Origin of the sequence: Levilactobacillus acidifarinae DSM 19394 = JCM 15949 (assembly GCF_001434835.1) — a bacterium.
Classification (GTDB): Bacteria; Bacillota; Bacilli; order Lactobacillales; family Lactobacillaceae; genus Levilactobacillus; species Levilactobacillus acidifarinae.
In genome coordinates this window covers 1-13,156 of record NZ_AZDV01000005.1, presented here as the reverse complement: position 1 = coordinate 13,156, position 13,156 = coordinate 1, and the positions used below count along the sequence as shown (strand labels likewise).

Below are 13,156 nucleotides of genomic sequence, written 5' to 3'. Positions count from 1 at the left end.
TACGAAAAGTTTTCCAGACCACTGGAGGTGGCAACTATGCAACTTGGAAGCATTGAAGCGGGCGGCACAAAGTTTGTTTGTGCCGTCGGGGATGAGAACTACCGGGTTCAAGATAAGGTTCGGATTCCCACGACCACGCCCGAAGAAACCTTGAGCAAGACGATTGCTTACTTCAAACAGTTTCCGGAATTGAAGGCCTTGGCGATTTCATCCTTCGGTCCGATTGAGCTCCGACATAATTCGCCTAAATACGGCTACATCACGGATACCCCGAAGGAAGGGTGGGCCAACACGAACTTTCTGGGTCGCCTGAAACAAGATCTCGACATCCCGATGTATTGGACCACCGACGTGAACGGCTCGGCTTACGGTGAATACGTGATGTCGACGCTGTTTAACGAACAAGTCAACTCGCTGGTCTACTTCACGATTGGGACCGGCGTCGGGGCTGGCACGATTGTCGATGGGAAGTTCATCGGCAGTATGGGTCACCCGGAAGTCGGTCACGTGCGGTTGAAGCGCCATCCCGACGACCTGGACTTCCCCGGCATTTGCCCGTTCCACGGCGATTGTCTGGAAGGCCTAGTCAGTGGACCAACGTTTGATGCCCGGCTGGGGAAGCCCGGTAAGGACGTGCCGTTGACCGATCATGTCTGGGACATCCTGGCGTACTACGTGGCCCAAGCGGCGTTACAAGAAACGCTGCTGGTTCGGCCGGATAAAATCGTCTTTGGCGGTGGGGTGGTCAGTGAGCCATTCTTAGTCAAGGTTCGTGCCGAGTTCGACAAGTTGCTCAACCACTACGTCGACGTTGGCAAGCTGGAAGATTACATTGTGATGCCGGCGGTTAAGGAAAACGGGTCGGCCACCCTGGGTGATTTTGCCCTGGCCCTAAACGAGTACAACAAATAATTAACAACTACTTATAAAGGAGCGCTTTATGATGAAAGCCTTAGTTTTAACGGGTACCAAGCAGTTTGAAATTCAAGATTTACCCACCCCAGAAGTTAAACCGGATGAGGTCTTAGTCAACACGGCTTACGCCGGAATTTGTGGGACCGACCGGGCCCTGTATGCCGGCCTACCAGGTTCCGCTAATGCGGTGCCACCAATCGTTTTGGGTCACGAAAACTCTGGGACCGTCGCCGCAGTTGGCGCCAACGTGACCAACGTGAAGGTCGGTGACCGGGTCGTCGTTGATCCCAACATCTACTGTGGCAAGTGTGAATACTGCTTGACCGACCGTCCTGAACTTTGTGACAACTTGTCCGCGGTCGGGGTGACCCGTGACGGTGGGTTGGAAAAGGCCTTCACTGCCCCGGCTTCCGTAGTTTACCCCATTCCTGACAGCGTCTCTTTGAAGGACGCCGCAACGACCGAACCCTTATCCTGTGCGGTTCACGGGGTTCAACTCCTGAAGTTGACGCCGTACCAAAAGGCTTTGGTCGTGGGTGACGGCTTCATGGGCCAACTCTTCGTGCAATTGCTGCAAGCTTACGGCGTGCACCAAGTGGACTTAGCCGGCATCATTGACGAGAAATTAGCCTTGAACAAGGAAAAGTTCAACGTGGTCAACACTTACAACACCACGCGGGATAAGATTCCGGCTGATTACGACGTGGTCATCGAAGCCGTTGGGTTACCACAAACGCAAGAACAAGCCGTCGAAGCTACCAAGAAGGGTGCCCAAGTCCTGATGTTTGGGGTCGGCAAACCAGACCAACACTTCTCCATGAACACCTACGAAGTTTACCAAAAGCAACTGACCATCCAAGGGTCCTTCATCAACCCATATGCCTTCAAGGACGCCATTGCCCTGTTAGCCAGTGGTCAGGTCAACGTCGATCCGTTGATCAGTCACGTGGTAGGTTTGGATGAAGTCGAAGGTGTCTTAAACGGTGACGTGAAGGGCGTCAGCAAGGCCGTTGTGAAAGTGACTGAGGACTAATCAATAGAAGGTAAGGGATTAATGTGAAAGCTGATATCGCAACCAACTACCACGAGGAGGCCACACCGTTGGAGACCAAACGAACGATGCCAATGTCCAAGGCGATTGCCTTCTTCATTCTCTCATTGGTGATCAACTCCGCCGGGAACGTCTTGACGCTGGTCACCAGTACACAGATTCGCCCCTCGTTTCTGGGGGCGGCCTACTGGACGGCGGCCGAGGCCAACATGGCTACGGCGGTCCATTGGAACCTCTTCTGGACGTTTCTAATTATCGGATTTTTGACCGCGGTCTTAAACGCCATCCTGATTCATCATTGGGATTGGAAGCGAATTACCGGTAACATGATTTTCATGGTGCCGTTCTCCGCGCTGATTCAATTCTTTGAGAACTTCTTCTTAGGGCAGTATCCCGCCGTGTTCACCGGGTTTCCGGTGGCCCACGGGTGGGGGATGGATCTTCTCTACGTGGCGTTGAACTTCTTAGGCGTGGCGTTGATTGCGACGGCAATTTCCATTTATCAGCGGGTCAACCTGGTCTTGCACCCGGCCGACGATCTCATGCAAATCCTGCGCTTTCGGTACTTTAAAGGTCAGGCGGCTAAAGCCATGTGGGCGTCGTACATTCCACCGACCCTAATGGCGATTATCGCTTTGGTTATCACGAGACAATTTACCAACTTCGGGTTAGGCACCTTGTTTGCCTTTGTCGCCCAAGGCGGCATTACGGGCATCGCCGACAAGTGGGTCTTTCCCAAGTTGAAACATCAGGCATTGGACGTGGGACGCGACGTTCCCGTCAAGGAGGATTAAGTTATGGCGATTCAAGATTATTTTACCGGCATTCAACACGTGGGGATTCCCTCCGCGGACTTAGATAAAACCATTGCGTTTTACAAGAGTATTGGTTTCGAACAGGCGGGCCTTTTCCCCAACGGTGATAACCGTTGTGCTTTCATGAAATTTGGCAACCTGATCATCGAAACCTGGGAAGGCGACCCGACCAATCCGCAAGCCGGCGCCATTAACCACATTTCCCTCAACACGACCGACGTCGATCAGGCGTTTGCTGCCGCTAAGGAACAGGGCTTGAACCTGGTCAACGATGAGATTCAATCGATCCCAACGTTCTGGGACAAGGGGATTCGCTTCTTCAACATCCTGGGTCCTAACCACGAAACCATTGAATTCTGCGAAATTCTTAAATAAAATCGATTCTCACTAGCTAAAAGGCTGGTCGTTACTTCCGTATTCGGAGGTGGCGACCAGTCTTTTTTAGTGCGGTTAATCAGCTGAGTGTTTCAGGGGATAAACGGTTGAGAACTCCCCCAAAAGCGGGTTAAATAGGGGTGGTTTCAAAGTGTCGTTAGTTAAAGAAGGTGCTGACGCCCGTGAGGTTGAGACGTTCCACGTACCGTTTAAACACGTCCCGGTCGATTTTGCCGCCAGCGGCTTGGGTCGAGAAGTAACTAAAGAGGGACAACGTGTTGTGAATCAAAAAGTGAGCGGCGATTAGAGCGTCCTGCCGGGACAGTGAGTAGGAATCCTGGATGGCGTCGGCCAGCACCTGCGTGAGCTGGCGTTCGATGCGGTTGGCAAACCGGCTGTAGTCGTCGGAAAACAGCAAGCGTTTGACCGCCGCGGAGTGGGCCTCAGCGAAGTCCACAAAGTCGTCTAGTAGGAGACCGGGATGGTGATAGACCGTCTTAATGGCGTGTTGATGAATGATGGCGGCCAGTTGTTGGGTCACCTGATCGGCGAGTTGGTTGACTAGCTCGTCGATGGAATTGTAGTGCAGGTAGAAGGTTTTGCGGTTGATGCCGGCGGCCTTAGTGAGGTTAGTAACGGTAATATCCTGATAATCGTGGTGCACGGCCAGGTCTTCTAGGGCCTGGGTTAAAGCCTGTTGTGTGCGTAATACACGTTTATCCGTGGTGGTCATGGTGGTTAAACTCCTTTAAGTTACACCCCAATTTTAATCAACCTGGGGTTTATACCCCAACTTTGAATTTTTTGATGTGGGCAAACGGGCCGCAACTGATTATAGTGACTCATGCACGGCTGGGATTAGCTTATGAATTGGGCGGAAACACCGTCTCATTTCTACTATAGCACAGGCCACCGAGAGCACCCGTGCGGACGGCGGACTTCCGCGCGTAACTGAATTTAAATCACCTAAAAAGCGACATAAAAGGGAGTAATGTGATGTTTAAAGCGGAGTGGGGTTACCTACGACAACATAAGTTCATGGTCATCGTCTTATGCGTGATCATGTTCATTCCGTCCATTTACGCGGTGACCTTCTTGAAATCTATGTGGAATCCGTACGGGAAGACGGGCGATTTACCGGTCGCGGTGGTCAATCAAGACCAACCCGTGACCTATCAGGGGAAGCACCTCAGCGTTGGCAAAAGTTTAGCGCAGAATTTAAAGGACTCGAAGGCCCTCGACTTTGAGGCGTTGCCGGCTAGTCAGGCGCACGCGCGCTTGAAGCAGGGGAAAGTCTACATGGTGCTGACGATTCCGCGGAACTTTTCCAAGAACGCGACCACGCTGCTAGACCAAAAGCCCCAAGCGATGAACCTGCACTACGATACTAGCGCTGGTCAGAGCTTCATCGCCAGCAAGATGTCCGAGTCAGCGATGAGCACGATTCGGGCTAACGTGGCCAATCAGGTCACCAAGATGTACGCCAAGACCATGTTTGGCGCCATCAAACAACTCGATACGGGAATGGGCACGGCCGCCAAGGGAAATCAGAAGTTGGCGACCGGAAGTCAAAAGTTAAAAGCGGCCAATCAAAAGATTGCGACGAATCTGAACACCTTAGCTAGTAGTTCGTTGAAACTGCAAAACGGGAGTCAGACGCTGACCACGGGTTTAAATCAGTATATCGCCGGGGTCGACGAGTTGCAGACGGGGAACCAGAAGGTCGTGAGTGGCCTGGATCAATTGTTAGCGAAGAGCAACCAGTTGGCGGCCGGCGTTACCCAGTTGAGTCGGGGGGCGCAGACCTTAAACGGTGGCGTGTCCAGCTACGTGGCCGGTGCGCGCCAGGTCAATACCGGCGCGACTAAGGTCGACCAAGGTGCACAACGGGTTGCCAGTGGCACCCAACAATTCGGTCAGGGCACGGCTAAATTGGCCAGTGGGACCACGCAATTTGGGCAGGGACTGACGACTTACGTGAACGGGGTCGGAACCGTAAACAACGGCGCGACGACCCTGAACCGGGGCGTGACTCAGCTTAAAGATCAGACCGGAACGTTAAGCGCCAACACCACGAAGCTTCACACGGGGGCGACGGCCTTAAACGGTGGGCTTAAGACCCTCAACACCAATAGTGCCACGTTGACCAGTAACCTCCAAGCGCTGCAAAAACAGCTCAGCCAGAGCACGACTAGTACCGCGGCGGCCACCAAGGAAATCGCGGCGGCCAAGCAACAGGCTGGGGCTAGTGGGCTGACCGGCGTGAAGTCGGCATTAGCGCATTTGGAAACGGCGGTCAAAGCTAGTGGGACGTTACACCAGGATGTGGCCGCGACGGCCGACGCCCAGAAATTAACGGGTACCCAGAAAGCGGCGATCCTGGCCACCGTCGATCACTCGAGCAATACCGCGGCCATCACGGCAGCCCTGGGCAGTCTGAGTTCGGCGCTGAGTGATGCCACGGCCAATTCGACCGCAGCTAGTCAGTCGTTAGTGGCGGCTAATGCCCAACAAGAGGCGTTAGCGGCCACGGTGGGCAAGTTAGCCAGCGGCTCGCAAGCCATTACCGGCGGTCTGCAAACGGCAGCCACGAGTTCGGACCAATTGGCCACGGGACTGGCCGAGTTTAACGCCGCGATGCCGAGTCTGACCAGCGGGATCGACCAATTAGCTAGCGGGTCCAAGCAGTTAGCGGCGGGAACGACTAAGTTGACCACTAACGGTCGCCAACTGACCGATGGGTATCAAACCGTGGCCAGTGGGACCAGTGCGCTGAATCAGAAGAGCCAACAACTCGCTAGCGGGGCCAACCAGGTCGCGACCGGGACGCAACAACTGACCGGTGGCACTAGCCAACTGAGTCAAAAGGGCGACCAGTTGATCAGCGGGGCTAGTCAGGTGGCCAGTGGCCTGCAGCAGGCTCAGACACAGATGCCGGGCCTCACCAGTGGCGTGTCGCAACTGGCAAACGGGAGTCAACAGGTGGCCACGGGCTTAGGTCAACTCGCTACCAATGGCGGTCAATTATCCAGTGGGGCTAATCAGCTGGCCACGGGAACGGGGCAGGCAGCGGCCGGCGCGCAGAAGTTGGCGACCGGTGCGGGCCAAGCCGCGCAGGCTGGCGGCAAGGTCCAAGCGGGCAACCAACAGTTGGCCACCAAGTTAGGGTCGGCGGCCGATAAGGGCCAACTTAATCCGTCGAAGCTGACCTACGCGCAGGTGGCGAAACCGGTCACCACGACCCATACCGATAAAGACGATGTGCCGAATAACGGGACCGGGATGGCGCCGTACATGATGTGCGTTTCCCTGTTCGTCGGCGCCTTGGCGTTGAACATGATGTTTGACCTCTACACGCCGCGGCGGTTCCCGAAGTCGGGGATCCAGTGGTGGGCCAGCAAGGCCAGCATCTGGGGGACCTTCGTGTTGCTGGAGACCGGCATTATGTTTACGCTGATGATGGTGATCGATGGCTTACGGCCAATTCACCCGTTTGCCACGCTGATCGTCTTGTTGCTGGCGGCGGCAACGTTTATGACCATCGTGGCCTGGCTCAACCTGGTCTTCGGCAAGGCCGGGTCGTTCTTTAGCATGGTGCTCCTGGTTCTCCAATTAGGCGCTTCGGCCGGGACCTATCCAATTCAGCTGTCCAACCACTTCTTTGAAACGATTCACCCGTGGTTGCCGATGTCGTACGGCGTTGAGGGCCTGCGGCAGACGCTGATGACGGGAAACACGGCTTGGCCGGAGATTGGCATGCTCTTTGTTTTCCTCCTCTTCTTTACCGGCTGTACGTGGTTGTTCTACCTGCGCCGGTACGCTCGGCTAAAGAAGATTGACTTTACGGACCCCTTAGCGGTTCAGGCAACTCAAAACGGGTTAGCGAAGCGCATGGCCCAGCAAAAACAATAACTGCCGTTGTGTTTCCATCCGATTCGGCTTATCATAGAGGGTAATTAATTAAATAGAGAAAACACTAGGGGTGCCGAAATGGCTGAGATGGACGTGGGTCCGATCCCTTTGAACCTGTTGAGTTAACACTCGCGAAGGAAAGTGTCCAGACATTAAAAACGTCACTTCGTTTGCGCTAGGCAACGGGTGGCGTTTTTTCGTGATGAAGGAGTTTGGCTGAGATGACGATTCACTTACGGAGTTTGTTTTTACTGTGGCTGGGGGCGGCGATTTCGATTGCCGAAATCGTGACCGGGACCCTGATAGCCCCGCTGGGGTGGCAGCTTGGACTGCTCGCGATTCTACTGGGGCACCTGATCGGTTGCGGGTTGTTCCTACTACCGGCGGCCTACCTGTCGGCGCAACGCCAACAATCCGCTATCGGGGTCACGCAAAGCGTCTTTGGTCCCTGGGGCGTGCGCCTGTTTTCACTACTCAACGCGCTACAGCTGCTGGGGTGGACGGCCGTGATGATTGTGAACGCGCAGTTGGCGATGAACGGAATTGCCCGGCACCTTTTGCACTATCAATCGGCGGTGGTCATGGCCAGCATCGTGGCACTATTGATCATCGTCTGGTTGTTGCTCGACCACCAGTGGTTGTTTCGGATTAACAACGTGGTCGTGGTTTTGCTGGCCGTGGGGATGCTGGTGATGATGGGCGGCATCATGACCCAAGGGCACGTTCACGCGCTCACTGGCGGCCAGTTGACCTTCGGCAGTGCCGTCGAATTGAACGTGACCATGGCACTCTCTTGGTTACCGTTGATTGGCGATTACACCCAGAAAACGACGCAACCCTGGCGCGCTAGTTGGGTCAGCGTCTGCGGCTACTTTGTGGGCAGTGTGACGATGTTTGCCATCGGCTTGTTGACCGTGGTGCTGACGGGGAAAGCTGACTTCACGGCGGTGTTAGCCCAATCACGCTGGGGGCTGGTCGCCTTACTGGTGATCGTCTTTTCGACGGTGACCACGACGTTTATGGACGCGTACTCGGCGGCGACCAACCTGAATAACCTCTTCCACCGCGGCCACGTGAATCTCTGGGGCGTCGGCGTGACGGTCGTGGGTTGGGCAATTGCCTTGGGCGTGTCGATGGCCTATTACCAGAACTTTCTGTACGCCATCGGGGCGGTCTTTACGCCGCTCTTTGCCATCCTAGCCGTCAGCGTCTTTGTCCTGCACCGGCGCCTGGCCTGGGGCTGGAACTTCGCGTGGTGGCTGGTCGGGACGCTGGGCTACTCGTGGCTCCAACGGCTCGACTTTATCGGGGGAACCACGCTGCTCCTGCTGATTCTGCTGAGTGCGGCGGTCTACCTGACTAGTCGGTTCACGCGACTGTATGCGTTGGACTGACGCTGCGGTATACTGGGGCTAAACGGCAGTACAGGAGGCTAACATGCGTAAGGAACTCTATCTGGACCACCCAACCATCAACTGGGTACTCGATCACTGTAAGATTCTGCGATTGGGGTTAAAGGACGACGTCGGGACCTACGTGGTGCCGGTACATTACGGTTACGAGGAGACCGCCGACGGCCACTACCTGCTGTACGTTCACGGGACCAGTGACGGGCAAAAGGGGCAGTACCTAGCGACCGACCCGGTCATTGGGTTTGAAACGGATGGAGGTCACGAGCATTTGACCTACACGCCGCCCAAGGAAGGGGCGTTCGGGCCGGCCTTCCGGAGCGTCATGGGGCACGGTCAGGTGACCACCCTCACCGACGTGAACGCCAAGGCCCACGCATTACGGGTGTTGCTCCACCGGTACGTCCGGGATATTCCCGTGGCGATTCATCCGGAAAAATTGGCCAAGGTTGCCGTGTGGCAGATTGACGTGACCACGATTTCGGCGCGGGTCCACCACCCCACGGCGGACTGGCAAACGGCACTCGGCATCCATGAACCGGTTTCTCGCGGGATTCATTACGGCGGGCACGGCGAACCCGTGAATGATGATACAGTGCCGGCAGATACGGACGTTGAAGCGGATGCCACCAGTGGCGCGTCGGTCGACGATCAAGAATAGCTAAATTCAGCTGATTAAAAAATACTCTCACCGATTCCTGTGATTTTCCGGGAACCAGTGAGAGCATTTTTAATTTGGACCAGTCGTGACGATTAGCCATAGGCCTTAAGCAACAGTGAGCAGCCAATCAGGAGGTATAGCCCACCGGTGATGACCTGTTGGTGGCGTTGTAACCACCGGTGGTTGGGAAAGTGGGCCAAGCCCCGGGCCACCCAGTAAAAGACCGTGAGCATGGCGTATAACGTGAGTAATAAAAGCCCGACCTGCGGCGTGGTGGCTTGCGTAAAGAGGGGGATGTAGACGCTGATGTTGTCGGCGCCGGTGGACACAATCAGCAAAGCAATCGTCCAAGGCAAGCGCCGTTGGGCGGCACTGAGGTTAGCGGCTGTGGGGTCCGCAGCCGGTTTGCCGAACAACGTTTTTAAGCCGATTAGGATAGGAAAAATACCCAGGACCCCCAGGATCAGTGTTTGGGGTAAGTGCCGCAGCGGGTAGGCGCAGGCGCCACTGATCAGTAGCAGGATCGTAGTCCCCAGTAAGTCGCCCCAGTAGATGGATCGGTTGGCCCGGGCGCCGTGCAGGCCGAAAAGCAGCGTTAAGAGAATCAAACAGTCGATACTGGTGGAGGCATAGGCAACGATGCCCGTTAAAATGGTGGTTAGCAAGGTGAACGTCCTCTTTCGAAAGGGTCTTTGAGTCCTAGGGTACCATAGGCGGGACCGTTGGCTCATAAAAATCTTTTAATCAAAAGTTGACACGGTGTCACCTTTTGATTATACTCGTTAGTAATCAAGTGACACTGTGTCACTATTTGAGGAGGTGGGGACATGCCAACCCCAACGTTTGACCATTTAGTCCCAGAAAAAAGGGCCCGCATCACGGCGGCCCTCTTAACAGAATTTTCCCAACACGGACTCGCCGACGCGCAGGTGGCCCGGATCGTGACCACCGCGGACATCGCCCGGGGCGCCTTTTATAAATATTTTGCCGATTTGACCGACGCCTACCAGTACTTGTACGGCGTGGCGCTCGGTGAGATTCACCACGCCATTCCTGAATCGCGTAACGGGGATCTGATGACGGATTATCAGGCGGTCGTTCAGTTCGTCGACCAGGTTAGCAACAGTCGGTATTACGACCTAATTCAACGCCACTTTACCCAAAATGAAAGTTTGGTTCCGACACCGCCATTGGCGCCCACCGCAATGCCGGCAACGGCCTGGGCGGCGATGGTGTTGAGCCACGCAACCATTAAGGAAATTTTATTAGCGCCCGACCAGCAGGCCGACGCGCTGCAGCGGTTACGAACGGCGTTAGCCGCGTTAGCCGGTTAGGAGGCTCATCATGTTTTTAGCATTAAAGGAAATTCGCCACGAGAAGCTGCGGTACGGCTTGATCATTGGCATGATTTTACTGATTAGTTACCTGGTCTACGTGTTGAGTGGGCTGGCCTACGGGTTGGCACAGCAGAACACCCAGGCCATCGACAGCTGGGACGCCCAGACGGTGACCCTCGACCGCGACGCCAACGTGAGTCTGTCACAGTCGCTGATCACCACCGCCACGGCCAACAAATTGACGTTGACCAAGCACCAAGCCTACGTAGGGCAAGCGGGCGTCGTGGCTAAAGCTAAGGGCAAGACCAACGTGTCAGCACAGTTCTTAGGCTTAGATCAAACGCAATTTATCGCCAAGAACCTAAAGCTGACCACGGGGCACAAGCCTACGACCAACCGGCAAGTGGTCGCCGATAGTTCGTTACAGAACCAAGGCTACCGGGTGGGCGACCACATCACGCTAAATTCGGTCAACACCAAGTTTACAATCGTCGGCTTTACCAAGAACGCGAAACTCAACGTGGCGCCCGTGGTTTACGGGACGCTGGGTGCTTGGCGGACGTTACGGGGTGTGACCCCAACCATGCAGGCGAGTGCCATTGTGTCGCAAAAGTCGGGGAAGATCACCACGAGCCCGTTGAAGACCTATAGCGTCCAGACCTTCGTGAACGAATTGCCGGGGTATTCGGCGCAGAACACGACCTTCGGCTTCATGATCGGGTTCTTAATGATCATCGCCGTGGTGGTCATTGCGGTCTTCCTGTATATCCTGACCATGCAAAAACTGCCGAACTACGCGGTTTTACGGGCCCAGGGGATTCCGGCGCGCTTCTTGGTGGGTAACACCATCAGCCAAGCTCTGGTTCTCGTGGTAAGTGGCCTGGTCTTAGGCGCCCTATTGACCTTTGCGACCATGCGAGCCTTACCGTTAGGCGTGCCCATCAGCTTTAACTTACCGTTGTTAGGGGGCGTGACGCTCGGCATCCTGTTGACGGGGGTGCTCGGCGCGTTGATTCCCGTCCGCATGATTCTCAAGGTCGATCCCGTGACCGTAATTGGAGGTTAAGCTCATGGCAACTTTAACATTGGAACACGTCGATAAGATTTTCGGGCAAAAGACCAGTCGGGTCCAGGTCCTGACCGACGTTAACTTTGAAACGACGGCCGGCGAACTGAGCCTGGTGCTCGGACCGTCCGGGGCGGGGAAGAGTACCTTCCTCACCATCGCCGGCGGGTTACAGACGCCCAGCCAGGGCAACGTGCAGATCGACGGTCAGGCGTTAAACCAATTGTCCGCTCGGGCCAGAGATCAACTGCGGTTGAACCGCATCGGGTTCATCCTGCAGGCACATAATTTAGTGCCGTACCTGACCGTTAAGGACCAGTTCCGGTTAGTCGACAAGGTTAAGCCTAAGGGGAATTTGTCGGCGGCGGCCCTGGCCAGGCTATTGCAGGACCTGGGCATCGATAAGGTGGTCAACCAGTATCCCGGCGAGCTGTCCGGGGGCCAGAGTCAACGGGTCGCCATCGCCCGGGCGTTGTACCAGAACCCGGCCATCATCCTGGCCGACGAACCCACGGCGGCACTAGACAGTGAACGGGTCAAGGTCGTCGGCGCGTTACTGCAGCGTTTGGCTCGTGAGCAGCACAAGGCCATCGTGGTGGTGACCCACGATTTACGGCTCCGCGACTTTGCCGATCACGTCTATCAATTGATGGATGGGCATTTAACGTTGGAACAGTAATTCTGATTTGAACGGCTGACTCTGATTCAGACAACTTGAAACTTAAAGATTGGCGCCTAGGGAACTCCCTGGGCGCTTTTCGGTTGTGGGCCTAGTTTTGTGGTATTCTGAACCTCTAAGGAGGCGACACCCGTGAAGATCATCATTGCACCGGCGAAGAAGATGGTGGTGGCGCCCGACGATTTTGCCGTGCGGGACCAACCCGAATATCTGGCGCAGACCCGGCAGATTTTAACCAAATTGCGGCAGCTCTCGTATCCGCAGGCCAAGGCCCTTTGGCACTGCAGCGATAAGTTGGCCCGTCCCAACTACGACTGGCTCCAGCAGCTCGACTTGACTCGCGACCTGACCCCCGCGTTGATCGCCTACAGCGGGATTCAGTACCAGTACATGGCGCCCGACTTATTTACGGCCCCGGCTCTAGCTTATGTGCAAGCGAACCTGCGCATCCTGTCAGGTTTCTACGGCATCTTACGGCCGTTTGACGGGGTGGTGCCCTACCGGTTGGAAATGCAGGCGAAGCTACCGGTGGCCGGCGCCAAGAACCTGTACGCCTTTTGGGGTGAGCGATTGTACCGGGCCTTGCGGTGCGACCAGGGGCCCATTGTGAACCTGGCTTCGCAGGAATACGCTAAGGCCATCACGCCGTATCTGACGGCTAGTGACCAACTGATCGACGTGACCTTTGGGAGTTTGGTGGGGGACCGGGTCAGGGTCAAGGCCACACTTGCCAAGATGGCGCGCGGGGCGATGGTCCGGTACCTCGCGGAACACCAGGTGACCGATGTGGCGGGCATTCGCCAATTCGACCATCCAGATTACCGGTTCAGCGCGGAACGGTCGACGGCGCAACACTTAGTCTTTTTATATCAGAAATAACCAAAACGAGTTCGGGACATAACTCGAGTTCTATAGAAAAACAGGAAGGAAATTCTC

13 protein-coding genes and 1 riboswitch are annotated in these 13,156 nt (G+C 55.5%); of the genes, 11 read left to right on the top strand and 2 right to left on the bottom strand.

Annotated elements, in window-relative coordinates; genetic code table 11:
* The first annotated feature begins 36 nt into the window (after positions 1-36).
* From scrK to FD25_RS02360, 4 genes are all read left to right on the top strand, one after another.
* A complete protein-coding gene (scrK, locus tag FD25_RS02375; protein WP_057800988.1) occupies positions 37-912 on the top strand; it encodes a fructokinase ScrK in 876 nt (291 codons plus the stop codon).
* 31 nt (positions 913-943) lie between these two features.
* Positions 944-1,948 carry a zinc-dependent alcohol dehydrogenase family protein gene (locus FD25_RS02370; RefSeq protein WP_057800987.1) on the top strand — a complete coding sequence of 335 codons (1,005 nt, stop codon included), beginning with the start codon at positions 944-946 and terminating at the stop codon, positions 1,946-1,948.
* Positions 1,949-2,034: 86 nt separating this feature from the next.
* A complete protein-coding gene (locus tag FD25_RS02365; RefSeq protein ID WP_146999966.1) occupies positions 2,035-2,760 on the top strand; it encodes a DUF6198 family protein in 726 nt (241 codons plus the stop codon).
* Positions 2,761-2,763: 3 nt separating this feature from the next.
* Positions 2,764-3,156, top strand: a complete 393-nt coding sequence (locus FD25_RS02360; protein ID WP_057800985.1) for a VOC family protein — start codon at positions 2,764-2,766, stop codon at positions 3,154-3,156.
* A 157-nt stretch (positions 3,157-3,313) separates the two neighbouring features.
* On the opposite strand, the gene FD25_RS02355 is transcribed toward FD25_RS02360, so the two are convergent.
* Positions 3,314-3,889 carry a TetR/AcrR family transcriptional regulator gene (locus FD25_RS02355; protein ID WP_057800984.1) on the bottom strand — a complete coding sequence of 192 codons (576 nt, stop codon included), beginning with the start codon at positions 3,887-3,889 and terminating at the stop codon, positions 3,314-3,316.
* 263 nt (positions 3,890-4,152) lie between these two features.
* On the opposite strand from FD25_RS02355, the gene FD25_RS02350 reads away from it, so the two are divergent.
* The 3 genes from FD25_RS02350 to FD25_RS02340 all read left to right on the top strand — a co-directional run bounded on the left by FD25_RS02350 (position 4,153) and on the right by FD25_RS02340 (position 9,138).
* Positions 4,153-7,068 (top strand): YhgE/Pip domain-containing protein, encoded by a 2,916-nt coding sequence (locus FD25_RS02350; protein ID WP_057800983.1) that lies wholly within the window; start codon positions 4,153-4,155, stop codon positions 7,066-7,068.
* Positions 7,069-7,124: 56 nt separating this feature from the next.
* Positions 7,125-7,225, top strand: a riboswitch (TPP riboswitch).
* Between the two features lie 64 nt (positions 7,226-7,289).
* On the top strand, positions 7,290-8,462 hold the full coding sequence (gene cytX, locus FD25_RS02345) for a putative hydroxymethylpyrimidine transporter CytX (protein ID WP_083484056.1): 1,173 nt from the start codon (positions 7,290-7,292) through the stop codon (positions 8,460-8,462).
* Between the two features lie 43 nt (positions 8,463-8,505).
* The gene (locus FD25_RS02340) at positions 8,506-9,138 is read left to right on the top strand and encodes a pyridoxamine 5'-phosphate oxidase family protein (protein WP_057800981.1); all 633 of its coding nucleotides are present in this window, start codon (positions 8,506-8,508) and stop codon (positions 9,136-9,138) included.
* 92 nt (positions 9,139-9,230) lie between these two features.
* Here FD25_RS02340 and FD25_RS02335 read toward each other — a convergent pair whose 3' ends face one another.
* Positions 9,231-9,803: a cadmium resistance transporter gene (locus FD25_RS02335; RefSeq protein ID WP_057800980.1), complete on the bottom strand. Its 573-nt coding sequence runs from the start codon at positions 9,801-9,803 to the stop codon at positions 9,231-9,233.
* A gap of 162 nt (positions 9,804-9,965) precedes the next feature.
* On the opposite strand from FD25_RS02335, the gene FD25_RS02330 reads away from it, so the two are divergent.
* From FD25_RS02330 to yaaA, 4 genes are all read left to right on the top strand, one after another.
* On the top strand, positions 9,966-10,472 hold the full coding sequence (locus FD25_RS02330; RefSeq protein WP_057800979.1) for a TetR family transcriptional regulator: 507 nt from the start codon (positions 9,966-9,968) through the stop codon (positions 10,470-10,472).
* Positions 10,473-10,482: 10 nt separating this feature from the next.
* Positions 10,483-11,541, top strand: a complete 1,059-nt coding sequence (locus tag FD25_RS02325; RefSeq protein ID WP_057800978.1) for an FtsX-like permease family protein — start codon at positions 10,483-10,485, stop codon at positions 11,539-11,541.
* A 4-nt stretch (positions 11,542-11,545) separates the two neighbouring features.
* Complete coding sequence (locus tag FD25_RS02320) at positions 11,546-12,220, top strand: ABC transporter ATP-binding protein (protein WP_057800977.1); 675 nt, start codon at positions 11,546-11,548, stop codon at positions 12,218-12,220.
* 132 nt (positions 12,221-12,352) lie between these two features.
* On the top strand, positions 12,353-13,099 hold the full coding sequence (gene yaaA, locus FD25_RS02315) for a peroxide stress protein YaaA (RefSeq protein ID WP_057800976.1): 747 nt from the start codon (positions 12,353-12,355) through the stop codon (positions 13,097-13,099).
* Positions 13,100-13,156: the final 57 nt, after the last annotated feature.

Coding starts and splice junctions, on each gene's coding strand:
- FD25_RS02365 (WP_146999966.1), top strand. CDS start 2,035: ATGCCAATGTCCAAGGCGATTGCCTTCTTCATTCTCTCATTGGTGATC.
- FD25_RS02370 (WP_057800987.1), top strand. CDS start 944: ATGAAAGCCTTAGTTTTAACGGGTACCAAGCAGTTTGAAATTCAAGAT.
- FD25_RS02330 (WP_057800979.1), top strand. CDS start 9,966: ATGCCAACCCCAACGTTTGACCATTTAGTCCCAGAAAAAAGGGCCCGC.
- scrK (WP_057800988.1), top strand. CDS start 37: ATGCAACTTGGAAGCATTGAAGCGGGCGGCACAAAGTTTGTTTGTGCC.
- cytX (WP_083484056.1), top strand. CDS start 7,290: ATGACGATTCACTTACGGAGTTTGTTTTTACTGTGGCTGGGGGCGGCG.
- FD25_RS02320 (WP_057800977.1), top strand. CDS start 11,546: ATGGCAACTTTAACATTGGAACACGTCGATAAGATTTTCGGGCAAAAG.
- FD25_RS02325 (WP_057800978.1), top strand. CDS start 10,483: ATGTTTTTAGCATTAAAGGAAATTCGCCACGAGAAGCTGCGGTACGGC.
- FD25_RS02355 (WP_057800984.1), bottom strand. CDS start 3,889: ATGACCACCACGGATAAACGTGTATTACGCACACAACAGGCTTTAACC.
- FD25_RS02350 (WP_057800983.1), top strand. CDS start 4,153: ATGTTTAAAGCGGAGTGGGGTTACCTACGACAACATAAGTTCATGGTC.
- FD25_RS02360 (WP_057800985.1), top strand. CDS start 2,764: ATGGCGATTCAAGATTATTTTACCGGCATTCAACACGTGGGGATTCCC.
- FD25_RS02340 (WP_057800981.1), top strand. CDS start 8,506: ATGCGTAAGGAACTCTATCTGGACCACCCAACCATCAACTGGGTACTC.